General features: G+C 59.1%; 26 protein-coding genes and 1 tRNA gene. 7 read left to right on the forward strand and 20 right to left on the reverse strand.

Annotation, left to right across the window (positions count from 1 at the left end):
• Window positions 1-58: 58 nt before the first annotated feature.
• From QSK43_RS10580 to QSK43_RS10590, 3 genes are all read right to left on the reverse strand, one after another.
• Window positions 59-262, reverse strand: coding sequence for a hypothetical protein (locus QSK43_RS10580; protein WP_084686544.1), 204 nt, complete (start codon window positions 260-262; stop codon window positions 59-61).
• A 226-nt stretch (window positions 263-488) separates the two neighbouring features.
• Window positions 489-749, reverse strand: a complete 261-nt coding sequence (locus QSK43_RS10585) for a hypothetical protein (protein ID WP_045018762.1) — start codon at window positions 747-749, stop codon at window positions 489-491.
• 138 nt (window positions 750-887) lie between these two features.
• A tRNA-Pro gene (locus tag QSK43_RS10590) sits at window positions 888-964 on the reverse strand.
• A gap of 239 nt (window positions 965-1,203) precedes the next feature.
• Between QSK43_RS10590 and QSK43_RS10595 the strand changes: the two genes are divergently transcribed.
• Complete coding sequence (locus QSK43_RS10595; protein ID WP_332303438.1) at window positions 1,204-1,740, forward strand: DUF1269 domain-containing protein; 537 nt, start codon at window positions 1,204-1,206, stop codon at window positions 1,738-1,740.
• A gap of 140 nt (window positions 1,741-1,880) precedes the next feature.
• Here the strand turns inward: QSK43_RS10595 and QSK43_RS10600 are convergent, their stop codons facing one another.
• The 6 genes from QSK43_RS10600 to uppC form a co-directional block, all read right to left on the reverse strand.
• Complete coding sequence (locus QSK43_RS10600; RefSeq protein ID WP_332303567.1) at window positions 1,881-2,522, reverse strand: hypothetical protein; 642 nt, start codon at window positions 2,520-2,522, stop codon at window positions 1,881-1,883.
• A gap of 253 nt (window positions 2,523-2,775) precedes the next feature.
• Window positions 2,776-2,925: a hypothetical protein gene (locus tag QSK43_RS10605; RefSeq protein WP_045018756.1), complete on the reverse strand. Its 150-nt coding sequence runs from the start codon at window positions 2,923-2,925 to the stop codon at window positions 2,776-2,778.
• A gap of 78 nt (window positions 2,926-3,003) precedes the next feature.
• Window positions 3,004-4,245, reverse strand: a complete 1,242-nt coding sequence (uppF, locus tag QSK43_RS10610; protein WP_332303439.1) for a polysaccharide biosynthesis O-antigen ligase family protein UppF — start codon at window positions 4,243-4,245, stop codon at window positions 3,004-3,006.
• Window positions 4,242-5,795 (reverse strand): polysaccharide biosynthesis glycosyltransferase UppE, encoded by a 1,554-nt coding sequence (gene uppE / locus QSK43_RS10615; protein ID WP_332303440.1) that lies wholly within the window; start codon window positions 5,793-5,795, stop codon window positions 4,242-4,244. The genes uppF and uppE overlap by 4 nt, the downstream gene beginning before the upstream one ends.
• Window positions 5,796-6,018: 223 nt before the next feature.
• Window positions 6,019-7,161, reverse strand: a complete 1,143-nt coding sequence (uppD, locus tag QSK43_RS10620; protein ID WP_332303441.1) for a polysaccharide biosynthesis type 4 glycosyltransferase UppD — start codon at window positions 7,159-7,161, stop codon at window positions 6,019-6,021.
• Window positions 7,162-7,178: 17 nt separating this feature from the next.
• A complete protein-coding gene (uppC, locus tag QSK43_RS10625) occupies window positions 7,179-7,751 on the reverse strand; it encodes a polysaccharide export protein UppC (RefSeq protein ID WP_045018748.1) in 573 nt (190 codons plus the stop codon).
• 208 nt (window positions 7,752-7,959) lie between these two features.
• Here uppC and uppB point away from each other — a divergent pair, with 208 nt between their 5' ends.
• Window positions 7,960-10,224 carry a polysaccharide biosynthesis protein UppB gene (uppB, locus tag QSK43_RS10630; RefSeq protein ID WP_332303442.1) on the forward strand — a complete coding sequence of 755 codons (2,265 nt, stop codon included), beginning with the start codon at window positions 7,960-7,962 and terminating at the stop codon, window positions 10,222-10,224.
• Between the two features lie 24 nt (window positions 10,225-10,248).
• On the opposite strand, the gene uppA is transcribed toward uppB, so the two are convergent.
• Together uppA and QSK43_RS10640 are read right to left on the reverse strand one after the other, a co-directional pair.
• Entirely contained in the window at window positions 10,249-11,475 is a 1,227-nt protein-coding gene (gene uppA, locus QSK43_RS10635; RefSeq protein ID WP_332303443.1) for a polysaccharide biosynthesis GNAT family N-acetyltransferase UppA, read from the reverse strand.
• A 98-nt stretch (window positions 11,476-11,573) separates the two neighbouring features.
• Window positions 11,574-11,786 carry a DUF2842 domain-containing protein gene (locus QSK43_RS10640; protein ID WP_045018742.1) on the reverse strand — a complete coding sequence of 71 codons (213 nt, stop codon included), beginning with the start codon at window positions 11,784-11,786 and terminating at the stop codon, window positions 11,574-11,576.
• Window positions 11,787-12,029: 243 nt separating this feature from the next.
• Here QSK43_RS10640 and QSK43_RS10645 point away from each other — a divergent pair, with 243 nt between their 5' ends.
• Window positions 12,030-13,133: a COX15/CtaA family protein gene (locus QSK43_RS10645; protein WP_332303568.1), complete on the forward strand. Its 1,104-nt coding sequence runs from the start codon at window positions 12,030-12,032 to the stop codon at window positions 13,131-13,133.
• A 6-nt stretch (window positions 13,134-13,139) separates the two neighbouring features.
• Here the strand turns inward: QSK43_RS10645 and QSK43_RS10650 are convergent, their stop codons facing one another.
• From QSK43_RS10650 to QSK43_RS10675, 6 genes are all read right to left on the reverse strand, one after another.
• Window positions 13,140-13,985, reverse strand: a complete 846-nt coding sequence (locus tag QSK43_RS10650; protein ID WP_332303444.1) for an aminoglycoside phosphotransferase family protein — start codon at window positions 13,983-13,985, stop codon at window positions 13,140-13,142.
• Window positions 13,982-14,914, reverse strand: coding sequence for an N-acetyl-gamma-glutamyl-phosphate reductase (gene argC / locus QSK43_RS10655; protein WP_045018737.1), 933 nt, complete (start codon window positions 14,912-14,914; stop codon window positions 13,982-13,984). Before argC ends, QSK43_RS10650 begins: the two co-directional genes overlap by 4 nt.
• 70 nt (window positions 14,915-14,984) lie before the next feature.
• Window positions 14,985-15,938: an agmatinase gene (gene speB / locus QSK43_RS10660; protein ID WP_332303445.1), complete on the reverse strand. Its 954-nt coding sequence runs from the start codon at window positions 15,936-15,938 to the stop codon at window positions 14,985-14,987.
• A 131-nt stretch (window positions 15,939-16,069) separates the two neighbouring features.
• Window positions 16,070-16,537 (reverse strand): 30S ribosomal protein S9, encoded by a 468-nt coding sequence (gene rpsI, locus QSK43_RS10665; protein ID WP_045018729.1) that lies wholly within the window; start codon window positions 16,535-16,537, stop codon window positions 16,070-16,072.
• Between the two features lie 2 nt (window positions 16,538-16,539).
• Entirely contained in the window at window positions 16,540-17,004 is a 465-nt protein-coding gene (gene rplM, locus QSK43_RS10670; protein WP_045018727.1) for a 50S ribosomal protein L13, read from the reverse strand.
• 254 nt (window positions 17,005-17,258) lie between these two features.
• Entirely contained in the window at window positions 17,259-18,095 is an 837-nt protein-coding gene (locus QSK43_RS10675; protein WP_332303446.1) for an EamA family transporter, read from the reverse strand.
• 912 nt (window positions 18,096-19,007) lie between these two features.
• Between QSK43_RS10675 and QSK43_RS10680 the strand changes: the two genes are divergently transcribed.
• From QSK43_RS10680 to QSK43_RS10690, 3 genes are all read left to right on the forward strand, one after another.
• Window positions 19,008-19,442 (forward strand): CoA-binding protein, encoded by a 435-nt coding sequence (locus QSK43_RS10680; RefSeq protein ID WP_332303447.1) that lies wholly within the window; start codon window positions 19,008-19,010, stop codon window positions 19,440-19,442.
• 73 nt (window positions 19,443-19,515) lie between these two features.
• The gene (locus tag QSK43_RS10685; protein ID WP_332303448.1) at window positions 19,516-20,799 is read left to right on the forward strand and encodes an O-acetylhomoserine aminocarboxypropyltransferase; all 1,284 of its coding nucleotides are present in this window, start codon (window positions 19,516-19,518) and stop codon (window positions 20,797-20,799) included.
• Window positions 20,800-20,814: 15 nt separating this feature from the next.
• Window positions 20,815-21,183 (forward strand): cupin domain-containing protein, encoded by a 369-nt coding sequence (locus tag QSK43_RS10690; RefSeq protein WP_332303449.1) that lies wholly within the window; start codon window positions 20,815-20,817, stop codon window positions 21,181-21,183.
• Window positions 21,184-21,207: 24 nt separating this feature from the next.
• Here the strand turns inward: QSK43_RS10690 and QSK43_RS10695 are convergent, their stop codons facing one another.
• Window positions 21,208-21,522 carry an ArsR/SmtB family transcription factor gene (locus QSK43_RS10695; RefSeq protein WP_332303450.1) on the reverse strand — a complete coding sequence of 105 codons (315 nt, stop codon included), beginning with the start codon at window positions 21,520-21,522 and terminating at the stop codon, window positions 21,208-21,210.
• 101 nt (window positions 21,523-21,623) lie between these two features.
• Between QSK43_RS10695 and QSK43_RS10700 the strand changes: the two genes are divergently transcribed.
• Complete coding sequence (locus QSK43_RS10700) at window positions 21,624-22,382, forward strand: SDR family NAD(P)-dependent oxidoreductase (protein WP_332303451.1); 759 nt, start codon at window positions 21,624-21,626, stop codon at window positions 22,380-22,382.
• Between the two features lie 20 nt (window positions 22,383-22,402).
• Here the strand turns inward: QSK43_RS10700 and QSK43_RS10705 are convergent, their stop codons facing one another.
• A complete protein-coding gene (locus QSK43_RS10705; protein ID WP_332303452.1) occupies window positions 22,403-23,650 on the reverse strand; it encodes a cytochrome P450 in 1,248 nt (415 codons plus the stop codon).
• A gap of 92 nt (window positions 23,651-23,742) precedes the next feature.
• A complete protein-coding gene (locus QSK43_RS10710; protein WP_332303453.1) occupies window positions 23,743-24,990 on the reverse strand; it encodes a GGDEF domain-containing protein in 1,248 nt (415 codons plus the stop codon).
• Window positions 24,991-25,203: the final 213 nt, after the last annotated feature.

The raw sequence follows: 25,203 nt of genomic DNA on the forward strand, positions 1-25,203 counted from the left end.
TGAAAAGCGGGAGGCGCAGGCCGCTCTGCCTTGCTCCAGAGCAATGGCAGCGGCCGGCTCAGTCGCTTCCCGCATCCGGCGTCCATCCGCGCGTATAGCCTTTTCCCATGATGGCAACCGCAAGGGAAAGCTGTTCCTGCAAATGCTCGATTTCGCCCAGCAGCGTTTCGACAGCCGCCTTCGCATCGCCGTCATGACACTGGATGACGTATCCGGCTATGTCGTCAGGCCGCACGGGGGTGATTTTTTCAGCATCGGACATATCGGTTGACCTCTCTTTTGTTCACTAAATGTTCTAATTTTAGCAGAGAGTCAACAAGGCAATATTCTCCGTCCTTCGACGGACATAGGCCTTACAATGACATCATATTTTTCAGGAATTTTACCGGTGAATGTTCTCGATCACAAATGGGGTGATCGAGAAAAGAAAGGTCGGAGCGGGGATTCGAGCCAACGACCCCTACGGTCTGGTGCCGCAGAATCAAGCGTCAATGAACCGACTGATCTTCGCCGTCCAGGAAGCTGCGAATCCCATCTTTCTCGCAGGTGGCCAGGAATTCCTCCCAGGCGTCCTTGTCGGTGGCGAAGGGTTCGTCCCAGGTCGTGACATCGTCATGCTCGCTGATAACCTCGAGCGTCCAGTCTTGCTGGGTGCCGGCGGGCCGATGGATATCAACCAGGACAGTGATACCGTCGTCTTCAAACTCGCCTGAAAATTCTGAGTGTTCTATTTTCGTTTTTTTGGTCATCTCAGCACACCTCGTTCGCAGGCTTGGATAAACGAACACCCGAACCGGGTCTTTTAAATTCGCGCATAGCGCTGGCTACAAGGTAGCTGAAAAAATTATAGCCAGCTCTGGGGGAACTGGCTATCTATCTGTTTTTATTGGTCGGAGCGGCGGGATTCGAACCCACGACCCCTTGACCCCCAGTCAAGTGCGCTACCGGGCTGCGCTACGCTCCGAACCTGAAAGCCGTTTATATATAAGCCTGTTAGGGCGCAAGCGGAAAATCGCCTTTTCTCAAAAAAAGGGAAAAAGGCTGTGGGCCACGGGGAAGGAGACAAAAAATTGGGACGAATTTTCCCCGGCGGCCTAGCCCGTCAAACGCGTGACACATCGTTTTTCTATCATTGCGGGAACCTGCCGTAGTCTTCGGCGTTCCATCCCAGCGGAATTGAAACGAAACTCAGGGAGATAAATTATGTCCGAACTCGTCGTTGTCGGTTTTGACGGAACGGAAGAGGCCGATCGGGTTCTTCTGAAGCTTGCAAGCCTGAAAAAGGAATATCTGGTCGATCTGGAAGACGCCGTGGTCGTCGTTCGCGACGAAAGCGGCAAGGTGCATCTGAAGCAGAGCGTCAATCTGACGGCCATCGGCGCAAGCTCCGGTTTCCTGTCCGGCGGTCTCTGGGGCGGCCTTGTCGGCCTGCTGTTCCTCAATCCCCTGGCGGGATTTGCGATCGGCGGCGCGATCGGCGCTGGTACGGGCGCGCTTGCCGGTTCGTTGACGGATTACGGCATCGACGACGATTTCATCAAATCGCTCGGTGAGACCATTCCCAATGGTTCCTCGGCGCTTTTCGTGCTGATCCGCAAGGTACAGCCGGAAAAGGTGCTTGCTGAACTGGAGGGCCTGCGCGGCCGTGTCATCAAAACCTCGCTTTCGCCGGAGCAGGAAGCGCAGCTGCAAAAAGCGCTTTCCGGCGGAACCGAACAGGTCGCAGCACCTGCCGCCTGATCGGACCGGAAAAGAATGCTGCGGCATGATCCATGTCGCAGCGGACCGTCGACACAGTGCAGGCGGCAAATCTATAGCGTAAGGCTGCGGGCCTTTCCGTTGCCATCACCCTATGCGTATGTCCAACCGGAAACGACGGCTTAAACGGTCAGCGTACCGGTTTTCGCCTGTGGCCAGGTGAGATAATAATAGCGGCTGCCGACGGTGCCAAAAAACGCGTTGTCGCCAGAAATGCTGTCGACATAGGCGCCACCGGCGCTCTTGGCATAGGCCGAACCGTCGCGCTTGAGATGGTCCTTCAGAAAGTCGCTCCAGCCCGCGATAGTGATTTCCGTTGCCGGTTTCGAGGTGGTTTTCTTGTCCGCCTCTACGTCCCAGGCCTTTATCTTCATGCCCTCGGTCGGATCGGCGACGGTCAGCGTGCCGGCGGCCAGCGCTTCCAGCATCGCCTTGGCCTGCGCGGCCTTGCTGGGATCCTTGGACAGTTCTTCCAGCGTCCCCTTCAGGTTCTTCATGAAGCTGGCCTGCGTAATGTCGCCGGAAGGCGCCTGCGCGTCAGCGTCGTCGGTCTTCGTGTCGTCGCTGGAGGACTGCGCATATTGCGCCAGAAGCTGTGTCAGCCTCGTATTGGTGGAGGAGGGGGAGGTGTCGACCCCGTAGGAGCCGAGGATCGCCGCCCGTGGCGAGGAGGTGGTAGTGGAACTGTCCTCCTGCTCCCTGATGGCCTTGAGGGCGAGCTTGGTGGCGGCGATGCGTGTGGACAGGTCGACGGAGGAGACCATTGCGCTAACTGTTTCCATGATCAGGCCCGATACACATCATGCATACCGAACCGGCTCGGCGCGGATTGTCGATCCCGCCTTTCGTCTCCTCTCATAAGGAGACCGGGTGCATCCAAGCCCTCTTAAGCTTGCGATGCACTCGATTTAATAGACGAACTTTGCGCGACGCTTGCGGACATAGGCGCATTCCTAATATGCGAAATCGTTGGACGCGCTTTATTCTTCGGCTTCACGCACTTTTACGGGGAAATGCTCAGTTCTCCTGAACGGAAACACCGTTAGGGCCGATATTCATCTCGATCCCCTTCGGTTTGCTTTCCTCGTGCCAGACATAGGCGCCAAGGCCAGCGATGACGACGATGAGCGCGCCGATGATGAAATAGAGATTGTTGGTCTGCGTCATAGGATGTCTCCCCGTTTGATAATCATGATCGGGGGCTAAACGCATGAAATAACGCAAGGTTCCGTTAGGGTAAGTACTTTAGACGGCTGTTCGGCGGCGGCGCAGGCTCTCGCGTTTTTCCAGCGCCATGCATCCCCACAATATGCCGAGCAGCAGGAAGAAGTGCCGCCAGTGGTCGGTGTCGATGACGGCGCCGATCATCACATGCCCGACGAAGGATACCCATGAAATGATCAGGAAGGGTTGCCAGGCCCGCTGGCGCAGCAGAAGCCTGAAGCCGGCGGCAATGGTCCAGCAGATCAGCGTGAGATAGATCACGAAACCGAACCAGCCGTGCGTGGTCAGGCTTTTCAGCCAGATATTATGTTCGGCAGCGGGAAAGATGTTGTCGAACACCATGGGGCCTATGCCGAGCGGGTGGTCCATCGCCAGCAGGAAACCGAGATAGTGGCGGGCAAAACGCCCGAGATGGCCACCATCATAGGATTGCACCGCAGAGGCGCGGCTCGAGAACAGGTCGGCGACCTGCTTGAATTGCAGCGCGATAATCACCGCCGCGACCATCAGCGCGACGGCGACGAGAAACAGGACGAGTATTTTCAGGCGGAACGCGGCGGTGCGTTCCTTCAGCAGCATGACGAAAACCAGGAGGACGGCGGCAAACAGAAACAGACCCCATGCCGCGCGCGAAAACGACAGGAACACGCCGAGCGACAGGATCAGCAGGCCGACGATCCGCCATGGCGCATGCATCGCCTTGCCGGAAAGCAGGCCATAGATCAGGTAAAGCGACGGCGTCACGAGGAAGGGGCCGAAGACGTTAGGATCCTGAAACGCACCCTTGGCGCGATCGTAGAGGGTAAAGACCTCGAAACCGGGAATGGCGTGAAAATATCCGATGATGCCGAGCAGGGAGGTGATCAGCGCCGCCGCGAGCCAGGCCCGGAATATCAGCAGCAGCCGCTGGTGCTTGTCCTCGATGATCGCCGCATAAAAAATCGAGGTCAGCGCCAGAAAGGTCGATACGGCGAGATAGAGCGGTCCCTCATCCAGATCGGCCATGGTGGTGAGCGAAAGATAACCGCCGACATTGAAGGCAAGCAGCATGCATAAAAGCAGCACGACGGTGCGCGAAAGGCGCAAGCCCAGCAGGAACCAGACGGCCACTTGCCCCACCATCATCAGCTCATAGGGCGCCGGCTCGGAAATCACGAAGCCGGAAAGAAAGACGCCGAAAGCGATGAAGAATGCACCGACCAGCCGCATGGCGGCAAGCGGCGCGTCAAAACCCGGTGCGTGCTGGTAACCGGCGTGGGTCAATAGGCGTTTTCCGATTTGAGCAGCCGTATCGGCGTCAGGAACAGGATCTTGAGATCGAGAAACAGCGACCAGTTCTCGATGTAATAAAGATCGTATTCGGTGCGGAACTTGATCTTGTCGCCGTGGTCGATCTCGCCGCGCCAGCCGTTGATCTGCGCCCAGCCGGTAACGCCGGGCTTGACCTTGTGCCGCGCGAAATAATGCTCCACCACCTCGGTATATTTCAGGTCGCCCGTCTGTGCGTGCACGGCGTGTGGGCGTGGCCCGACCAGCGAAAGATCGCCGTAAAGAACGTTGAAAAGCTGCGGCAGCTCATCCATCGAGGATTTCCGCAGGAACCGGCCGACCGGCGTGACGCGCGGATCGTTTTTCGTGACGGCCTTTTTCGCCGTCGGGTCGCTGAGTTCCGTGTACATGGAGCGGAACTTCCAGACATTGATCGTTTCATTGTTGAAGCCGTGACGCTTCTGCTTGAAAAGAACCGGGCCTTTGGAGGTCGTCTTGACGGCGATCGCTGCACCCAGCATCACCGGCCACAGGAGGACGATGCCGATAATGCTGAAGATGATGTCGAACACCCGCTTCGCCACCGAATCCCAGTCGCGGATCGGCTTGTCGAACACGTCGAGCATCGGCACCGTGCCGACGTGGGAATAAGCGCGGGGACGGAAACGCAGTTTGTTGGCATGCGCCGCAATCCGGATATCGACCGGCAGCACCCAGAGCTTGCGCAGGAGCTGGAGGATGCGCGCCTCGGCGCTGAGCGGCAGGGCGATGATCAGCATGTCGAGCTTCGTCAGGCGGGCGAATTCCACCAGTTCCGCGAAGGTGCCAAGCTTGGGGTAGCCGGCAACGACATCGGGCGAACGCTCGCTTTTGCGGTCGTCGAAAATACCGCAGATGCGGATATCATTGTCCGATTGCTGTTCAAGCGAGCGGATGAGGTCTTTCGCCGTATCGCCGCCGCCGACGATGACGGCGCGGCGTTCCATCACGCCGTTGCGGCCCCAGTGACGAATGGCGAAGCCGAGGATCAGCCGTCCAGTGAAAATGGCGATAGCGCTCGTTGCGTACCAGATGCCGAAGGCCTGCCAGGAATGCAGCGCCTCGGGGAAGAAGAGGAGAAGGAAGCAGGCCAGCCCGACGAAGGACAGGCATATGGAGCCCTGAATGCGGGCGAACATCTTCAGCGGCGCGCGCAGCGTCGGAAGCTGGTAACAATCGCCCGCCTGCAGAAGAAATACGCAGAGCGCAGCACCCAGCACGCCGCTGCCGAAAATGACCAAAAAGGTTTCGAGACCGCGATCGGCGGCGATGCCGTTGACGATGGCCGCGATGACCGCAAGCATCGAAAATTCCAGAAGCCGCAACTGGCCGATCACCATGTTCGGTGAATGGTTGCCGGCGCGCAGCTGGTTGGCGATCTGCCGTGCAAGCGGGTTGAGAATGATGGTTTCGGCTGCGAAAGGCTCCCCGGCTTCGCGCTCGGAAGCTTTTTTGCGCAACGACGCCAGATCGAATTGCAGTCTTTCCTTGTCAGCCTTGGTCATTGCTTTGGTCCGCACCCTCCAGCGTATCGGCCCGAAAACCGGAATCGATTTTCGACAGGAACGATGCGCAACTTCAAAGTGGTAGAGCATCCTCGTGTAGCGTCCGAATGGACGCACGCGCCCTACGAGCTGGAAACTAGCCGAAACATGCTAAGAAACGTTTATGATGAGTTTCTACAGGAGAACGGAATATACAATTAAAAATCGTGGTTTTAAAATGTTTCTAGAGCGAAAGCAGGCCGCGATAAAGCTTCATCATGTCATTTGCCATGACCGGGGTTGAAAACTTCGCCTTGAAGCTGTCGGGGTGGGGCATGACCTGTTTTGCCCAGTCGTCGCTTTCGGCGTCCTTGACCATGATTTTTGCCAGCGCATCGGCGTCGCCCGCCGGAACTAGCGCCTCGCTGTCTTCTCCAAGAACTTCCGGAATGCCGCCGACATGCGAGGCGATAACTGTTTTTCCCGCCGCAAGCGCTTCCAGCACGATATAGGGCATCGCCTCGGCGCGTGAGGGAACCACCACTGTCGTCGCCAGTTCGAATGCCTGTCTGGCGGGCATGGCGGCATGCATGGAAATCCGCAGGGAAAGCCCGGCCTTGTCGATCATCGCCGCATATTTGTCCCGGTCCGGCCCGTCGCCGACGATCGCGCCGAACATGGGCCGGCCGATGCTGCGCTCCATCCTGGCGAATGCCTGGATGAAGACATCAGGTCCCTTGAGGTCGCGCAACATGCCGATATAGAGGAAACGTGCCGCACCCTCACGGGCGGGCACGGTTTCGAATTCGCTTTCCTGCACGCCGTTATAGATCATCGCGGTGCGGGTGCGCGGTTTGCCCACCTTGGTTTCGTAGGTTTCTTTTTCGAAATTGCACACGAAACACAGGGCGTCGGTAAAACGCTCCTGAAACCGCTCGATCCGCAGGAACAGCTGGCCCTTCAGGCTCTTTCGGTCGTAATGCAGGCTACCGCCATGCGGCGAATAGAGGCGGGCTACGCGATACTTGTTTACCCGCAACAATGAGCCGATCAACCGGGCAAGAGCGCCACCCTTGGCGCTGTGCCCGTGCAGAATGTCCGGCCGCAAACTTTTGATATGGTTGTAGGACTTTATGAGCGCCGGCAGGTCCCTGGGACTGATCGAGCGCTTGATGGGCAGGCGGGTCAGCCCCAGTTCCAGCATCGGGGCGATCTGTGCGAAAAGCCGTTCCTCATGCGCGCCGCCGGTGGAACTGTCGCAGACGATGCCGACCTTGTGGCCCTGTTTGACATGTTCTTCGATAAGATCGCGCACGTGGCGGAAGACGCCGCCGACGGGGGAGCGAAAACAGTGAATGATGCGCAGGGGAGGGCCGTCATCCGACATCTGTGCCACTCCGTTTTTCAGAAGAAGCGTTCACGCACATAGACCGTATCGCCCGCGAGAATTGGTGCGGTGATCCCGATCCTGCCGGTCATCACCTCGGCATTGATCTTGCGGGTGATATCGATATCGGCCTGGTTGGCGCGCGGGGTGAAACCGCCGGCGATGGCGATGGCGTTTTGCGCTGTCATGCCAGGCACGTAGGAATATTGGCCGGGACGACCGACTTCGCCCATGATGAAGACCGGGCGATAACGGTCGATCTCGATGGTCACATCCGGATCGCGCAGGTACCCCTGACGCAATTTCGCGGCAATGGCGGCCTCGAGCTGCGGCAGCGTCTTGCCCCTTGCGGGAACCTGCCCGACGAGCGGGAAGGCGACATAACCGGCCTGATCGACCGTATAGGTATTCGTCAGCCCGGTTTGCTCGAACACGTTGATGCGCAGCCTGTCGCCGCTATCGATGTGATAGGGTTGCAGGGCGACCTCGTGGAAAGCCTTGGGCGCGGGTTGATATGCCGCGCAACCGGAAAGGGCCGTCAGCACGGCGAGCGTCAGTGCGGTGGCATATCGTGATCCGGCGAGCGGCATCTCATTTGGCTCCGAGTCGAACTATGAGCATTCTTATCGTTCTGTTAGGGTTAATGCGCGGTAAACAGCCAGTCCCAAGGATGGTAATATCGGCTTTATTTCGTCGGCTTCGCCACAATTAACTGTTGTGTTACCGGAAAGACTTAAACTCTGCGAAAATGGCCTTCTATATTTGAGCGCCGAGGTTTGTCTCGGTTACGGAGCCCGCATGAACGGCGATCGCATTGATGACAGGGATGTGGATATCGATCTTGCGCGGCTCGTCGCTGCCATATGGCAACGCAAGGGCCGGATCGCAGCGGTAACGCTGCTGGCTGGCGGCGCCGCTTTCGTGATCTCCAGCATGATGTCTCCCGCTTACAAGGGAGAGGCGCGCGTCCTCATCGAGTCCCGTACGGCCTCCTTCGGCGCATCGCAGCAATCGAACGCGCCCGCCGAGCCTGTGCTCGATGAACTGACCATCTCCAGCCAGGCGCAGATTCTGCAATCGGTCGATCTTATCAAGCAGGTCGCGAAAGACATGAAGCTCTATGAGCTGGAGGAGTTCGACCCGGAGGCACGTCCTTCTCTCGTCTCGAAGCTGCTGGTTGGCGTCGGCGTCAAGAAAGACCCGCTTCAGGTGCCGCCCGAGGAGCGCATTCTGAAGGCGTTCCGGGAAAAATTGCAGGTCTATCAGGTCGAAAGCTCGCGCGTCATCACCGTCGAATTCTCTTCCGAGGATCCGAAGCTTGCGGCCGCCGTCCCCAACGAGATGATGAAGGCCTATATTGCGCTGCAAAGCGGCGCGAAACTGGACACCAGCACGGAGGCGGCGCGCTGGCTGGAGCCGGAAATAACCAGTCTGCGCGAAAAGGTGCGCGTGGCGGACAGGAAGGTCGCGGATTATCGCGCCTCGTCCGATATTCTGTCGGCGGGGCAGGGCGAAACGCTCGCCACCCGCCAGCTCAGCGATATTTCGACCGAACTCGGCCGTATCCGCGGGGAGCGGGCAAATGCGGAGGCGCGGGCGGAAGGCGTGCGCAATGCGCTTTCGAGTGGCCGCCCGCTCGATACCTTCCCCGATGTCGTCGCTTCGCCGATGATCCAGAGATTGAAGGAAAGCGAGGCTGCCATGCGCAGCCAGATTTCCGACCTGTCGTCCTCGCTGCTGGAGGGCCATCCGCGCATCAAGGCGCTGCGCAGCCAGCTTGACGGCATAGAGCGGCAAATCCAGGAAGAGACCCGCAAGGTGCTCGCCAGTCTGGAAAACGAGGCCGGTGTATCCCGCCTGCGGGAACGGCAACTGGTCCAGCAAATGAATGTGCTGAAAACGGAAAGCGTGCGCGCCGGTGAACAGCAGGTTGGTTTGAACGATCTGGAGCGTGAAGCCTCGGCCCAGCGGCAACTTCTGGAAACCTATCTCGCCCGTTACAGGGAAGCGACGTCGCGCGCCGGTTCAGTGGATTCCACGCCCGCCGATGCGCGCGTGATCTCGACCGCGGTGGAGCCGCGCGAACCCTATTTCCCGAAGACCGGGGCGATCACCATCGTCGTCACGCTGGCGGCTTTTCTTCTCTCCTGCATCATTGTCATGCTCGTGGAACTGTTCACCGGGCGAGCATTGAAGCCGGTGGGCAAAAACCATGTGCCGCCGCTGTCCGATCCGCCGCCGCCAAAGCGCGCTATTGCCGATGCGGACGAAACCACGGATATTTCGGAACAACCTCTGCCATCCCGTCATGAAGACGCGCGGCCCGCTGTCCGGGCCATGCCCGCCGCTGCGCGCCAGCCCGTCGTCGAGCAGGAACCGCAGATGCCGATCATGGCCGCAGCTGTCGCATCGGCTCTGCCGGTAGAGGAAGCAGTGACTGCGAAAGAGGAATCCGCAAAAGAAGAGACCGAAAGCGCCGATGATTTCTCGATCGATGCCGTCGCTTCGTTCCTGACGACCCGTCTTGCCAAATCCGTTGCCGCCGTCGTATCTCCGGCCGGTGATAGCGGCTCGACCACCACCGTCATGCTGGCCCGGGCCTTGTCCGAAATGGGCCGGTCGGTCATTCTCGTCGATATGACGGCATCGGCCTCTCCGACGCGCCTGATGGCGCCCGAGGCCGGGCTGCCGGGGGTCATGGACCTTCTGGCCGGTGCCGCCGCCTTTGGCGAAACCATTCACGGCGACCGGCTTTCCGACGCCCATATCGTGCCGCGCGGTAATGCGCAGCCGCGCGAAGCGATGCGCGCCATCGACCGCCTGACGATGATCCTCAGCGCGCTTTCTGACGCCTATGATACGGTCCTTGTGGAATGCGGCGCGGTGCAGATATCGAGTCTTGAGAAAATGCTGCGCAATCTGCCGGCGGAAATCATCGTTTCCGTTTCCGGCAATGATGGCGCGCTGCTGGAAAAGACCCTGGGAGAACTGGTCGCCCATGGCTATGGACAGGCATTGCCGATGACCGGAATCCGCAAGCCGGACCGTTTGAGCGCCGCCTGACAGGCTGCGGGCGGTATTACCTGCTCAGTCGGTGGCGGTGTCCGGCCGAGGTCGTCCGGCGCGGAAACGCTGAATGAATGCATAAAGCGCCGGATTGGATTTGATCAGGCTTTTTGTCCGGGCGATGGCGACGTAGGCGAAGGCTGCGGCGCGACCCTTCAATGTCACCGGCAGGAATATATCGTGCTGCACGGTGGAGTGCGGACACCAGCTACGCTTGTAAAGCTGGTCGCCGACACCGAAATCGAAGATCGCGGCTTTTTCGCCGCAGGCCCGCTCGATCATCAGCCAGAACAGCAATTCGCCGGGGCTGAGTTCCGAAACCGTCTCGTCGATCGAGCCGAACTGGCAGATGATATGATCCTGCTTGCGCGAAAGGCCCGATATGGCGGCGATGATGCCTTCGTTTTCGCCATGCAGACGAATGGCGTGCAATTCCAGCAGGCTGTCCGTCTCCGTCTCCGGAAAAGCAGCCAGATCGTGGAAAAAATCCTGAACCGACTGATCGCGAAAAACATTCGGAATGCCCTGTGAGGCGAAACGTGCTGCCTTCTGCCGGAAGAAAACCCGAAGCAATTCGCGTTTTTCCCCCGGCGAGCGGGCGATGACGTGTGTGTAACCGCCCATCTCCGCAGCCCGGCGGCTCTGGATGCGGAATTTCTTCCGTCGCCGCTTCCCGTTGATCTGACGAAGCGTGTTTTCGAAACTCTCGAGCAGGGGCAGCTGGAACGCCGGGTTCTGGTTTTCGACGGATGCCAGATGCGAGAGCGGGTTGATCCGGCCGCGCCAGATCAGCGGTATGTTCTGCAAGGCGAGAATATCCGCCCGGCCACGCAGCAGCTTTTGTGCCTCCCGGGCAATGGCGGCCGCCGTTTTCTGCCCGGTCTCTTCGGCGAAGGAAGGGTCGAAAAGCCCCGTGTTGATATTGTTGAAACGACCGCCAGGAAACCGCGCCTTGCGGATGCCGCCTTCCAGAACGATTTCGAGCGGCAGCAGGAAGACCGTCTTGCCGCTCTGCCTGCCGCGAATGATGAAGAGGGGGCTATCCTGCGTTTGCGCCCAGATGGAGCACCAGCCGAAACCCTGATGCAGCGAATTGAGCGGGTCGCCCTCCAGCTGCTCCCAATCGGCGCGGATGGTCGAGGCATCGTCAACGAGATCGATAGCCAGACGATCGGCACCCCGCCGCTCGTTTTGAACGGCAGCTGGTCCATTGTCCTTGATGACTGTGACCGGCCCCTCAGCCGCCATCCACTCTCTCCGGTTGTTTCCGTCGGACTATATCGCTGAGCGGCAAACAATAGGTTTATAAAATTGCGACCTGCGGATGTCCCGTCACAAGCCGGTACTCATCCCTGCTTTTTCGATCCGGCCATCCATTTGATGACCAGCATGGCGGGCAAAATCCACAAAAGCCCGCTCAGCACGAAGTAGGCGAGATGTACCCACCAGGGCGATTGCGCCAGCGTCGCCGATGCGATGGCCGTCGCCGCCACGGCATAAATGACGACGAGGCAGATGATGACGATGGTGCCGATGAGCGATCTGAGGCGAGGGTGCATGAAATCTTCCGTAACCGAGCATGTCTCCCAAAAGTGTCATCGGTTTTGGGAAAAAGACATGCGTAAAACAAAAAAATCTAGATCGTCGTGGTGATTCGAAGAAGAGACAGGACGATCTAATGTCTGGCGCAACTATACCGCCGCGACCGGATGCCGCAAACCCTAAGGTCTTGTTTTGTGGCGCCGGTTGGGGCTAATCAACATGACTGTATGATGGAGACCCGAAAGATGCGTTCGAGCGGCATGGCGATGGCAAATGGTTCTGCGGAAATGGTGGTGGAGGCTGCCCTGCGGAAACAGGAGAAGGACCGTCGCCTGCTGCGCATCTGGCTACGTGTCGTCCTCTTCACGCTTTTCTGTCTCGTGCTTGTCGGCGGCGCGACACGGCTGACCGAATCCGGCTTGTCGATTACGGAATGGAAACCGATCCATGGCGCCATCCCGCCGCTTTCCGTTGCCGAATGGGAAGAGGAATTCCAGCTCTACAAGCGCATTCCCCAATATCAGGAAATCAACAGGGGCATGTCGCTCGACGAGTTCAAGACGATCTTCTGGTGGGAATGGGCGCATCGCCTGCTTGCCCGCGCCATCGGTGTCATATTCGCCCTGCCGCTCGCCTTCTTCTGGCTGACCGGCCGGATCGAAAAGCGACTGCGTCTGCCTCTGATAGGCCTTCTGGCGCTCGGCGGTTTTCAGGGCTTCGTCGGCTGGTGGATGGTGTCTTCCGGCCTCGTCAACCGTACCGATGTCTCGCAATATCGCCTCGCCACGCACCTGACGATCGCCTGCCTCATCTTCGCGGGCTGCATGTGGATATTGCGCGGCCTGTCGTACCATTCGCCGGAGGCTGCCGATGAAACCACCGGCCGTCGTTTTGCCGCGCTGCTGACTTTCCTCTGTCTGTTCCAGATCTACCTCGGCGCGCTGGTGGCGGGGCTGAATGCCGGCCTGTCCTACAATACCTGGCCGCTGATGGACGGTTCCCTGGTGCCGGGCGATCTTTTCCTGCAACAGCCCTGGTGGATCAACCTGTTCGAAAACCCGAAGACGGTGCAGTTCGTCCACCGCCTCGGGGCCTACACGCTGTTTGCCGCCACGTTATGGCATATGGTGTCCCTTGCCCGCGCCTTGCCCGGCACGCCGCATGCACGCCGCGCCGTGCTGTTCTTCGTGCTGATCTCCATTCAGGCGGCGCTCGGCATCACCACGCTTCTGATGCATGTCGATATTCATGTGGCGCTCGCCCATCAGGGCATGGCACTGATCGTTCTCGGTTTTTCGGTCGCCCACTGGCGCGGCTTCATCGGCGAATATCCGGCGCCCGTCGCGATTGAGGTCAGGGACTGACCTCACCTAAAACTGGGTCAGCACCGTCTTGATGGTAGCAGCGACCGCCAGTTCGTCATCGCGCTCCTGCGCATTGCCGTCTTCTTCGTGCCATGCCGCCGAAAGACAGCCGTAAGCAAAGGCATATTGCAGCAACACCCGTTCGTCCCGCTTGAGCGCTTTGGAAAAAATCGCTGCCATGGAAGCGATGCGTGCCTCGCTGCGTGTCAGATCGAAGCGGTCGAGCGGATTGGAGAACATATTGGCGACGTCGAGCGCGGCATCGCCGATCAGGCCGGCCGGGTCGATGATGATCCAGCCACGCGCACTGCGCATGATGTTTTCGTGGTGCAGATCGCCGTGCAGTGGCCGGATATCGCTTTGGCTGCCGATAAGCTCCTGCGCGAGCGCGGCGGCCTCGACATAGGGGCCGTCCACGCCGTCGCTGCGATCCTGTTCAGCTTTGCGGAACAGGCTTTCGAAATATTGCGGCAATGTCAGCAGGCTCGATGGCGGCGGCACTTCCGACGGGCGGTGATAGTGCAGGAGAACATCCGCGGCAATTGCAGTCGCGGCATCGTCGTCGCCGTCGCGGAACAGCACGTCGCGCAGAGTCTCCGAGCCGGCATGTTCCATGAGCAGAATGTCGTCGGAACGGTCGAGCAGCGTCACGCAGCCGACGCCCGCCCGCCATTCGATGAAATCCGCGCCACGAAGGCTGTCTTTGAGAACCTTGTGTTTCAGCGCCTTGGCGACGGCAAGGGAACCATCGCCAAGCGTCACCTCGTAAACCACCCCGGCCGGCGTATCGGCGATCTGCTTTGCGGCCTCGATATTCCACGAGGCCGGAAAAGAGGGGGTGGCCGAACTCATGCCGACAGCATCAGTTCCATGTTCTGAACCGCCGCACCGGAAGCGCCCTTGCCGAGGTTGTCGAGCAGCGCGACGAGATTGATGTGCTCGCCACCCGGCGTGCCGAACACGAACAGCTTCATCGTGTCCTTGCCCACCAGTTCCTCGGCATCGATGCGGGAAAGCCCCTTGCTTTCGGCAAGCGGAACGACGCTGACGATATCCTGTCCCGCATAATGGGCGGTAAGTGCGGCATGCACGGTCTCGATGGTCGTGCCTTCCCTAAGGTCGGCGGCAAACAGCGGAACCTGCACGATCATGCCCTGCGGGAAACGTCCGACGGACGGCGCAAACAGCGGCGCGCGGTCCAACTGGCCGTGAATGGTCATTTCCGGCACATGCTTGTGGCTGAGCGTCAGGCCGTAGAGGAAATTATTGGCGCTGATCGCGTCGTCCCGGCCCTGATCTTCCATCTGCGCGATCATCTGCTTGCCACCGCCGGTGTAACCGGAGACCGCATTGACGCTGACCGGGTAACCGTCCGGCAGGATGCCGCTAGCGCGCAGCGGACGCAGGAGGCCGATAGCGCCGGTCGGATAACAGCCCGGATTGGCGACGAAGCGGGCGGAACGGACCTTTTCGCCCTGTTCCTTGTCCATTTCGGCAAAACCGTAAGCCCAGTCCTTATGGATGCGATAGGCGGTCGAGGTGTCGATGATGCGGACATTGTTGTTGCCGGCCACCATGGAGACGGCTTCTCTGGAAGCATCGTCCGGCAGGCAGAGGATCGAAATGTCGGCGTTGTTGAGCATATCCTCGCGCATCGTCGCGTTGCGACGCTCGGCCTCGGGAATGGACAGCAGTTCGATATCGCGGCGACCGGCAAGGCGCGTGCGGATCTGCAGACCCGTGGTGCCGTGTTCGCCATCGATGAAGATCTTCGCTGTCATATCCTTGTCCTGCCTTTTCAAAGGGTTGCGAGTGCAATCGGAATCAGTTTGGCAAGTACCGTTTTTATCGTCAGCCAGCCTTCGCCAGCCGTTCGGCACGCAAGCCAAGCATATACATCGCAACGGTGGCTCCGGCAATGGCGGTGATATCAGCATGATCGTAAGCGGGCGCGACTTCCACCACATCCGAGCCGCGAATATCGAGCTGGCCGAGGCCACGCAGAACGGAAAGTATCTTGGCGCTGGTCGGCCCTCCCGCGACGGGCGTACCGGTTCCCGGTGCGAAGGCGGGATCGAGGCAATCGATATCGAAGGTCAGATAGGCGGGCATGCCCGCCGTGTGCTTGACGATCAGCGAGGCTATGTCGCTTGCCCGCATTTCCTCCACCTCGTAACCGTGGAGAATGCGGATGCCGAAATCCTCCGGCGCATGGGTGCGGATGCCGATCTGAATCGAGCGGTCGGCATCGATCAGCCCGTCGCGCACGGCGCGGGCCACGAAGGAACCGTGATCGATGCGTTTGCCGTCGTCGAACCAGGTGTCCTGATGCGCATCGAATTGCACCAGCGCCAGCGGGCCATGTTTGGCCACATGCGCCTTCAGAAGCGGCCAGGTGATGAAATGGTCGCCGCCGAGCGTCAGCAGATAATCCGTCTTGGAGATGATCTTGCGCGCTTCCTTTTCGATCGTATCAGGCGTTTTCCAGTGATTGCCATAATCGAGCAGGCAGTCGCCGTAATCGACGGTCGGCATATGGGCGAAGAGATCGCGCGCGAAGGGATATTGCGGGTCGTTGTCGAAAATCGCCGAGGCGCGGCGGATCGCTTGCGGCCCGAAGCGGGCGCCGGGGCGGTTGGACGTCGCCGCATCGAAGGGAATGCCCCACACGGCCGTCGATACACCCTTGAGGTTCTTGGTATATTTACGCCGCATGAAAGAGAGGACGCCCGCATGGGTCGGGTCGGTCGCAGCCGATGTCAGCGTTGCAGCGGTGAAGGCATGGTCGATGGTTTTGGAAGGCATTGATCACCCCGTTGCGGTTTGCGCCGAGGGTGCTGTCTTCTGCCCGAAAAAACAAGGGAGCAAACTAACGAAAAAAGGCGGAGCCGAAGCCCCGCCTTTCGAAGTGTTGAACGAACCGTTCCGAGAAGCGATTAACGCTTGGAAAACTGGAACGAACGGCGGGCCTTGGCCTTACCGTACTTCTTACGCTCGACAACGCGGCTGTCGCGGGTCAGGAAGCCACCCTTCTTCAGAACGGGGCGCAGGCCCGGTTCGAAGTAGGTCAGCGCCTTGGAAACACCGTGACGCACGGCGCCGGCCTGGCCGGAAAGACCGCCGCCAGCAACCGTTGCGATGATGTCGAACTGGCCGGCGCGGGCAGCTGCAACCAGCGGCTGCTGGAGGATCATCTGCAGAACCGGGCGTGCGAAATACGCGGTGAAATCGCGGCCGTTGATGATGATCTTGCCAGAACCAGCCTTCACCCATACGCGGGCTACGGCGTTCTTGCGCTTGCCGGTCGCGTAGGAGCGGCCGAGGGTATCAACCTTGCGGACGTGCACGGGAGCCGAAGCTTCCGATGCCGGGGCGAGGTCTTTCAGAGAGGAAAGATCGGCCATTATCAGGCGCTCCTTACGTTCTTCTTGTTAAGCGCGGCCACGTCGAGAACGGTGGGCTGCTGTGCTTCGTGCGGGTGGTTCGAGCCTGCGTAAACGCGCAGGTTCTTCATCTGGCGACGGCCGAGCGGGCCGCGCGGGATCATGCGCTCGATGGCCTTTTCAACGACGCGCTCCGGGAAGCGGCCTTCGATGATCTGGCGAGCGGTGCGCTCCTTGATGCCACCCGGGTGACCGGTGTGCCAATAGTACTTCTTGTCGGAGTACTTGTTGCCGGTGAAGGCAATCTTTTCCGCGTTGATGACGATGACGTTGTCGCCATCATCGACGTGGGGGGTGTAGGTAGCCTTGTGCTTGCCGCGCAGGCGGGTTGCAACGATGGTGGCGAGGCGACCAACAACGAGGCCTTCGGCGTCGATGATGATCCACTTCTTCTCCACCTCAGCAGGCTTCTGAACGAAAGTAGACATAGGTTTGACTTTCTAACGTGGACCCGTGATCCTCTTTTTTTGAATAAAGAGCAAACGGGCGTTTCTTGTTGCTTGGTTTGGCTGCCGCAAGGCAACCGCAAATGACCATATTCCATGGGAATCCGATCTGGCGCGCTTATACGGTGAAGCGGCGGAAGCGTCAATATGACGGTTTTGGCAGGCGTTAAAAATAAACAAATAAAAACAATGGTTTATTTGTGTGGTAATATTTTACCTCACAAAAAAGGCCCGTTTTAACCCAATCGCATGACCAGAACGCCCGCCGCGATGATGCCGCCGGCAAGATAACGCCAGGTGCTGGCGCGTTCTTTCAGGATCACGACGGAGATTACCAGCGCAAACAGAATGGAGGTTTCCCGCAGCGCCGCAACGACCGCGACCGGGGCCTTGGTCATGGCATAGAGCGCCAGCCCGTAGGAGAGAATGGAGCCGCCGCCGCCGATCAGGCCGCGCCACCAGTTTCGCCGCACATGCCGCACAACGGCGATGACGCCGCGCTGGTAAAAGGCGAAACCGAAGAGCAGCACGGGCGGCAGAAGCGACATCCACAGCGTATAGGAAATCGCGTTGCCGGAAAGCCTGGCGCCGACGCCGTCCACAAAGGTGTAGGAGGCGATCACGAAGGCATTGATGAGCGCAAGGACGATCGCCTTTCCGCCGCCGCGCCGCGCCTCGAAGGCGAGGGTGAGGATGCCGCCGGAAATGATGGCGATCCCGGCAAGCGCAAGCGGGCTTAGAACCTCGCTCAGGAACAGGCTGCTTGTCGCCGCAACGATCAGGGGCGCCACGCCGCGCATGACGGGGTAGACAAGGCCGATATCACCGATCGTATAGGCGGCGGCGACAAGACGGAAATAGGCGAATTGCAGGACGGCGGAGGCAATGAGGAAGGGAACGGCGACCGGCGCGGGAAACGGCAGGAACGGCAGGAAGGGTAACGAGCAAGCGGCTGCCCCCGCCGCGATCAGCGAGGCGTCCAGAGACTTGTCGGATCCGGATTTGACCAGCGCATTCCATCCGGCATGCAGTATTGCGCCCAGAAGCACCAGAATAAGAATGTCAAATGTCACGATAGAGACTCGCTCGCGGGCTACTTTAGGCAACCTACAGCATCGGCCTGAAAACCGTAATCCATTTTAGATGATGGCGGTATCACGCGCCGGTCGCTCGAAATTCGGTGCGGGAGGCTCCCCGATTTCCTCATGTAAAGCTGCGGCCACTTTACGGATTATGACGCGCGTTAAGTTTCGGGCACGTGCATGTTGCGGGGTGAAGCCGCCGGTTTCGCTGGAGGCGTTTATGTTGTCCTGCTCATGTTTTCATCAGTAAGACGGGTGCGTCGACGCCGGACGCACAGCTTATGGTTTTGCCGGCGGGTATTTTTTCGCAAAAAGAAGCCAATTCGACTAATATTCGTCTATTGACGATCGTTCGCCGCCGGGTTCACCAGTGTATCAATTTGAATAGGGGCCATATCTCCAAACTGAAAAGAAATTTCACTTTGTCGACGAAGCATTAACTGTGACGTTACAGATCGATTGATGATTTGATCTGTGGAATAAGTTTATGAAAATTAGATAAGCCTAATTTATCGGTGAACGGAATGAAAACAAACAGGAGACGAAGGGCGCATGAAATGCACGCTAATGGTGTTTGAGGCGGCATTCCGTCCCATGTGCGCCTTTTGAAAAGTGGACAAAAATACTCAATACAACGGCAATTTGAGCGTTTTTGCGAAATCATTTTGCGCGGACGAAAATGTGCCGCCACGGGACGATGAACCCGATCCGTTCGATATTTTCAGTCGTGCAGGGGTTCAAGAGAGCGATGGCGCTTCCTAAATGAAAGTGACGGCGCGAAGAGCCGCGCTAAAAAACGCGTTCCCGGGTCCGTGCGGGAGACGCGGTACTCGCGAGACGGTCAAACGGTGGAAATGCGCCGGAGGTCCTCAAACCGCCCGATGTGCCAGAGGATAAGTTGACATGCAGCATGATAGTTACGAACCCGATTATCTCAGAAAAATTCTGACGGATGTCAGGACCATCGCTTTGCTTGGAGCCTCTCCCAACCCTGATCGGCCGAGCCATGGCGTCATGCGTTTTCTGCTGTCCAAGGGTTACCGTGTCATACCGGTCAATCCCGGTCAGGCGGGCAAGGAGATATTGGGACAGAAGGTTTACGCCCGGCTCGCCGATATCCCTGAAACCGTTGATATGGTCGATGTTTTCCGTGCACGGGAATATTTGTCGGCGATTGTCGATGAAGCCATATTGCTGCCAGAGCGGCCATCGGTGATCTGGGGCCAGCTTTCCGTCAGAGACGACAATGCCGCAGCGAAGGCGGAAGCCTACGGTATGAACGTGGTGATGGATCGTTGTCCCGCAATTGAGTATCCGCGTCTCAATATTGTGCGATAGTTGGTACACATTGGACTTATCATTTGGCGCCAAGGCATTATGATCCCTCCAAAATTCTATTGGAGGAAACATCATGTCGAGCAGCAATCCCGGGTTTTCAACGTTGGCGGTGCATGCGGGCGCGCAGCCTGATCCGACCACCGGCGCGCGCGCAACGCCGATTTACCAGACGACGGCCTATGCCTTCCGTGACGCCGATCACGCCGCCGCCCTGTTCGGATTGAAAGAGTTCGGCAATATCTACACACGCATCATGAACCCCACCCAGGCGGTTCTGGAAGAACGTGTCGCGGCGCTCGAGGGCGGCACGGCGGCGCTCGCCGTCGCATCCGGTCACGCCGCGCAATTGCTGGTCTTCCACACGCTGCTGCAACACGGCGACAATTTCGTCTCAGCCCGGCAGCTTTATGGCGGCTCCATCAACCAATTCGGCCACGCCTTCAAGGGCTTCGACTGGCAGGTGCGCTGGGCCGATGCGACGGACCCCGCCAGTTTCGAACAGCAGATCGACGACCGCACCCGCGCCATTTTCATCGAAAGCCTTGCCAATCCAGGTGGCACATTCGTGGATATCGCTGCCATCGCCGATGTAGCCCACCGGCATGGCCTGCCGCTGATTGTCGACAACACCATGGCCAGCCCCTATCTGCTCAGGCCGCTGGAGCATGGTGCGGATATCGTGCTGCATTCGCTGACGAAATTCCTTGGCGGCCATGGCAACTCCATGGGCGGCATCATCGTCGATGGCGGAACCTTCGACTGGTCGGCGACCGACAAGTACCCGTCGCTGTCGCAGCCCCGGCCGGAATATTCCGGGGTCGTGCTGCACCAGACCTTCGGCAACTTCGCTTTCGCCATCGCCTGCCGCGTGCTTGGCTTGCGCGATCTCGGCCCGGCGATCTCGCCCTTCAACGCCTTTCTCATCCTGACCGGCATAGAAACCCTGCCGCTGCGCGTTCAGCGCCACTCCGACAATGCGCTCGCCGTCGCCAAATGGCTGAAGGCGCATCCCAAGGTCGGCTGGGTGCATTATGCCGGGCTGGAAGACAGCGATAACCACGCCATCCAGCAGCATTATTCGCCAAAGGGGGCAGGCTCCGTCTTCACCTTCGGCATCAAGGGCGGTCACGCCGCCGGCAAGGCGCTGGTGGAAGGGCTGCAACTCTTTTCGCATCTCGCCAATATCGGCGATACGCGGTCGCTGGTCATCCACCCGGCCTCCACCACCCATGCACAGCTGACGCCGGAACAGCAGACGGCGGCCGGCGCTGGGCCGGATGTGGTGCGCCTGTCGATCGGCATCGAGGATGTCAAGGACATCATCGCCGATCTCGAACAATCGCTTGCGAAGCTCTGAAGGGCAGGGGCCGTCATGACGAATTTTCTGGTATTCGAAGATACACAAACCGCTGCGGCCGGCGATGTTGCGGCGGAGGTGGAGCACAGTGCACCCGCGCCGGAAAGACTGATTTCCGGCGCCCCCAGATTCACCACCTGGAATCTGGAGGAAGCGCCGGGCGGTATCTATGCCGGCGTCTGGCAATCCACGCCCGGAAAATGGCGGGTGATCTATGACGAATGGGAGTATTTCAGCATTCTCGAGGGCCATTCGGTCCTGACCGAGGATGGCGGAACCCCGCGTGACCTGAGACCGGGCGACAGGCTGGTCCTGCGGCCGGGCTTCAAGGGCACCTGGGAGGTCGTCGAAACGACGCGAAAGGATTATGTTATCCGGTTGTGATGGTGGAAGCCCGTTCAGGTCGCTTCATTGCACGTCGAATGAGAGAATCGATTGAAGAAGCCCGGGAAAGCGGGATTCGATATCATCGATACGCACAACACTGATATTTTCAACACCTTGTTTATGGGTGCGGATCAATCCCGCCTCACGCAGGATTCGCAAATGGCTGGAAAGTGTTGAGCGCGGCATATCCGGGCAGGGGGCTGCAGATGCGCAGTTTTGCCCGGCCTCGGACTTCCACAATTTACGGATGATGCCCATTCGGGCGGGCTCGCCGAGCGCAGCCAATACGGCGGTAAGAGATATGTCCTCGCGAGCGGGATGAAAAAACTGAACCATGAACAGGCAGTAGCATATGGATTGACAAGCTTCAATATTTCAATAAAACCGAAATACCGAATTATGGTAATTCGGAAATTTGGATATTTATGGAGATTGCAATGTCTGGAATTTTCAATGGGCAGGTCGTCGTCGTCACAGGCGGATCGACAGGCATTGGTTTTTCGGCAGCTAAGCTATTTTTGGAAGGCGGTGCTTCCGCAGTTTATGTGACGGGCCGCAATGCGGCGAATCTCGACGCGGCGGTCGCCAAACTGGGCGACCGCGCATTCGGCGTCGTTTCCGATGTCGCCAAGCTTTCGGAGTTGGAACAGCTCAAGAACCGCATAGAAAGCGATGGACGGAAGGTGGATGTGTTGGTGGCCAATGCCGGTATCGCGGAGAACAACGATCTTGGCGCAACCCATGAGGCGCTCTACGATCGGATTTTCGACATCAACGTGAAAGGCGTGTTTTATACTGTGCAAACGTTGTTGCCGGTGGTGCGCGACGGCGGTTCGATTGTGTTGACGGGTTCGATTGTCGGTAACAAGGGCCTGGAAAAGTTGAGCGTATACAACGCCTCGAAAGCAGCGGTACGCTCATTCGCCCGCAGTTTCGCCAATGACTTAAAGCTGCGAGGCATCCGCGTAAATACGGTCAGCCCCGGTGTCACCCGCACGCCGATCATGGAAAACGGTCTGAAGATGGATGAGGAGAAGATCGCCGGTTTCGAGGACTATCTGAAGGGGGCCGCACCGATCGGTCGCATGGCTCACCCTGACGAAATTGCCGAGGCGGTGCTATTTCTGGCTTCCGCCAAGGCCAGCTATATTACTGGCGTTGAACTCTCCGTTGATGGTGGATTGGCGCAGATCTAAAGCGGACCTCGCCTCCTGACTTACCAGCTGAGATCGAGCCGTTCCAGACCGTGGAAATGATAGACGTCCTTGACCCTGGGCGGCTCGGCAATCCGCAAACCCGGCAGGCGCTTGAAAAGCAGCGGTAGAGCGAGGTTCAGCTCCAGCCTTGCCAGCGGCGCGCCAATGCAGAAGTGGATGCCCGCGCCGAAGGAGACGTTGGCGCCTTCGTTCCGGTCCGGCCTGAAGGCCAGCGGATCGGAGAATTTTGCGGGATCGAGATTGGCCGCCGCCAGAATGAGGCTGACCTTGTCGCCGCGTTTGAATTCCACGCCGTCGATCTCGACCGGCTCCAGAACCCAGCGCTGGAAGATGTGGACGGGCGCGCAGATGCGCAGCGTTTCCTCCACCGTGCGTTCCGTGGCCGTCTCGTCGTGGAACAGGATGTCGGGCGAGATGCCGCTTTCCAGAATGATGCGCACGGAATTGCCGATCTGGTGCACCGTCGCCTCGTGCCCGGCGTTCAGGAGCACGATGGTGGTGGAGATCAGCTCGTCATCGGTCAGATACTGGCCCTTGTGCTCCGTATGGATCATGTGGCTCAGCAAGTCGTCCTTCGGCTCAGCCCGCCGCTCGGCAATCACGCTGCGCACGTAGTTTGAAAATTCATGCGCCGCCTTGTCCGCCAGAAGCTCATCCTCGGGCGTGCGCTTGAACATGTACATGCCGACATAGGCATGGGACCATTTCAGGAGCTGCGGCCCCATTTCCTCGGGGATGCCGATCATCCGTGCGATCATCGTTACGGGGATGATGTCGGCATAGGTGGAGAGTAGTTCCGTCTCGCCGTTCCGTTCGAAGGCGTCGATCAGGCGGTTGGCGAGTTCTTCGATTTCGGGCTTCATTTTGTCGACATGCCGGGAAACGAAGGCGCGGTTGATCAGCGTGCGCAGCCGCGTGTGTTCCGGCGGCTCCAGTTCCAGGAGCGAATGCTGCTCGGCGGCGTCGAAATGCTTCACATGATCGAGCGGCTCTGCCAGCCCGATTTCCTCGCGGCTTGCAACATGCAGGATCTGCCGTCCGAACCGGCGGTCGCGCAGGAGGGCGCTGACATGGTCGTATTCGGTGAAGAACCATTGCCGCTGCTCTTCCCAGTAGAAGGTGGGACATTGGGCATGCAGGGCGGCATAGACCGGGTTCGGATCGCTGTAGAAGGCCGGGTCACGGGCATCAAGGGAAACGCGGCGCGTGGCGGGATCGATTTTAAGAAAGGGGAATGTCGCTGTCATGCCTATGGTTTATTCCGCGCTCGGTGGTTTGGGAAGGACGTGAAAAACCCCTCCTAGCTATTTCGTTACCTGTCGCCCGCTAGGTCGCCTTGTCACCGGCCGGCGATAACCGATATCCGGTTCAGCGCGGCGACCTGCCGGTCGGCATTGTTGTCCATCGGGTTTTCGTCCCGGTCCGGGGAGGGGACGACGACATTGGCCGAATTCACATGGATCACGGTCCTGTTGCGGCCGGCCTTCTTTGCCGCGTAAAGCGCGCGGTCGGCCTGCGTCATCATTGCGTTCAGGTCTGCATCCTTGATCATCGCTTCGGATATGCCGACGCTGGTCGTGACCTCGATGCCTTCGCCGCGCGAACTGATCTTGGAAAGGCGCAGATTGCTGCGGATGGCTTCCGCAAGCGTCACCGTGCTGGAAGGGCTTTCCACTTCGGCGACCAGTGCGAATTCCTCGCCGCCCATCCGGACGAAAAGGCCGCGATCGCCGATGACGTGCTGCGCCAGATTGCAGAAATGCACAAGCACCGCATCGCCCGACTGATGGCCGTATCTGTCGTTTATCTTCTTGAAATGGTCAATGTCGAACAGCACCAGCGCCACGTATTGGCTGGAGGTCGGCGACCTTTTTTTGATGTGCTCGAACTCTTCCAGAAGGCCGCGCCGGTTGAGGACGCCGGTAAGATGATCGGTCATGGCAAGCCGGTGCAGGCGGGTTTCCGTGTCTTCCATGATGATCTTGGCGCTGATCATGATGATGACGGTGAAGCCGAGAATGCCTGAAAAGGCGAGCGCCGCCGTCAGAGGAATGGCGTTGGGGGCCGTGACATTGATGGGAATGACGATGGACGCTACGAGGGCGCCGGAAAATGCCTGCAATATGAAGATGGCCGCCAGCACCCTGCGGCTGAGCGATGCGCGCGCCTTGCTGGCCAGAAGCACGCCGGCCAGCATGAAATACCCGGTTGCCGCGCAGGCGTGATAGAGCAGGATGCGCGAGACCATGCTTTCGCGGATGGGGGCGATGAACATGCCCGCCACCCACAGGAGCGCCGGAATGGCGATCCAGCCGGCGGTCTTGCGTTGTTCGAAGGACAGGAGGCCGGCGAGCCAGAACCCGAAAGCCGAGAGGGCGAGCGCGTTGCCGGCCTCGACCGACAGGAAGCTGGGGATATCGCCGCGCAGCGCCACCATCACCGTTCCGACGCCGGTGGCGACGAAACCGGCGGCGAAATAGAGATTGTGCCGGCGGGATGGGCGGTGCAGCCACAGGGTTCCCAAAAGCAGGGCGAGGGTAAGCGTCTCCGACGCCCAAAGCAGCATGCCCGTCTTTGCATCCAGCATTGCAAAATCCTATCTGCCCATCATGCCGTAAGGGCAGGTTCTGCGGCACGATGTGCGCAATGCCCGCCGGAATTGGTTGAGATGCCATTTCGCGCGAAAGAGGTGCCTGCCCCCTGACGGGAAACCGGAAATTCGCGGGCGTAGTATCCGCTGCAAATACCTAACGAGTTCTTGCCGGTGATAAGTTATATCTGTGCATGATCGCCGGTTTTT

This window comes from Rhizobium sp. GR12, from assembly GCF_036596185.1.
Classification (GTDB): Bacteria; Pseudomonadota; Alphaproteobacteria; order Rhizobiales; family Rhizobiaceae; genus Agrobacterium; species Agrobacterium nepotum.

Bases quoted from the DNA above. Each gene is read 5' to 3' on its own strand.
- QSK43_RS10580 (WP_084686544.1), bottom strand. From the start codon at position 262: ATGTCCGATGCTGAAAAAATCACCCCCGTGCGGCCTGACGACATAGCC.
- QSK43_RS10585 (WP_045018762.1), bottom strand. From the start codon at position 749: ATGACCAAAAAAACGAAAATAGAACACTCAGAATTTTCAGGCGAGTTT.
- QSK43_RS10595 (WP_332303438.1), top strand. From the start codon at position 1,204: ATGTCCGAACTCGTCGTTGTCGGTTTTGACGGAACGGAAGAGGCCGAT.
- QSK43_RS10600 (WP_332303567.1), bottom strand. From the start codon at position 2,522: ATGGTCTCCTCCGTCGACCTGTCCACACGCATCGCCGCCACCAAGCTC.
- QSK43_RS10605 (WP_045018756.1), bottom strand. From the start codon at position 2,925: ATGACGCAGACCAACAATCTCTATTTCATCATCGGCGCGCTCATCGTC.
- uppE (WP_332303440.1), bottom strand. From the start codon at position 5,795: ATGACCAAGGCTGACAAGGAAAGACTGCAATTCGATCTGGCGTCGTTG.
- uppD (WP_332303441.1), bottom strand. From the start codon at position 7,161: ATGTCGGATGACGGCCCTCCCCTGCGCATCATTCACTGTTTTCGCTCC.
- uppC (WP_045018748.1), bottom strand. From the start codon at position 7,751: ATGCCGCTCGCCGGATCACGATATGCCACCGCACTGACGCTCGCCGTG.
- uppB (WP_332303442.1), top strand. From the start codon at position 7,960: ATGAACGGCGATCGCATTGATGACAGGGATGTGGATATCGATCTTGCG.
- uppA (WP_332303443.1), bottom strand. From the start codon at position 11,475: ATGGCGGCTGAGGGGCCGGTCACAGTCATCAAGGACAATGGACCAGCT.
- QSK43_RS10640 (WP_045018742.1), bottom strand. From the start codon at position 11,786: ATGCACCCTCGCCTCAGATCGCTCATCGGCACCATCGTCATCATCTGC.
- QSK43_RS10645 (WP_332303568.1), top strand. From the start codon at position 12,030: ATGGCGATGGCAAATGGTTCTGCGGAAATGGTGGTGGAGGCTGCCCTG.
- QSK43_RS10650 (WP_332303444.1), bottom strand. From the start codon at position 13,985: ATGAGTTCGGCCACCCCCTCTTTTCCGGCCTCGTGGAATATCGAGGCC.
- argC (WP_045018737.1), bottom strand. From the start codon at position 14,914: ATGACAGCGAAGATCTTCATCGATGGCGAACACGGCACCACGGGTCTG.
- speB (WP_332303445.1), bottom strand. From the start codon at position 15,938: ATGCCTTCCAAAACCATCGACCATGCCTTCACCGCTGCAACGCTGACA.
- rpsI (WP_045018729.1), bottom strand. From the start codon at position 16,537: ATGGCCGATCTTTCCTCTCTGAAAGACCTCGCCCCGGCATCGGAAGCT.
- rplM (WP_045018727.1), bottom strand. From the start codon at position 17,004: ATGTCTACTTTCGTTCAGAAGCCTGCTGAGGTGGAGAAGAAGTGGATC.
- QSK43_RS10680 (WP_332303447.1), top strand. From the start codon at position 19,008: ATGCAGCATGATAGTTACGAACCCGATTATCTCAGAAAAATTCTGACG.
- QSK43_RS10685 (WP_332303448.1), top strand. From the start codon at position 19,516: ATGTCGAGCAGCAATCCCGGGTTTTCAACGTTGGCGGTGCATGCGGGC.
- QSK43_RS10690 (WP_332303449.1), top strand. From the start codon at position 20,815: ATGACGAATTTTCTGGTATTCGAAGATACACAAACCGCTGCGGCCGGC.
- QSK43_RS10695 (WP_332303450.1), bottom strand. From the start codon at position 21,522: ATGGTTCAGTTTTTTCATCCCGCTCGCGAGGACATATCTCTTACCGCC.
- QSK43_RS10700 (WP_332303451.1), top strand. From the start codon at position 21,624: ATGTCTGGAATTTTCAATGGGCAGGTCGTCGTCGTCACAGGCGGATCG.
- QSK43_RS10705 (WP_332303452.1), bottom strand. From the start codon at position 23,650: ATGACAGCGACATTCCCCTTTCTTAAAATCGATCCCGCCACGCGCCGC.
- QSK43_RS10710 (WP_332303453.1), bottom strand. From the start codon at position 24,990: ATGCTGGATGCAAAGACGGGCATGCTGCTTTGGGCGTCGGAGACGCTT.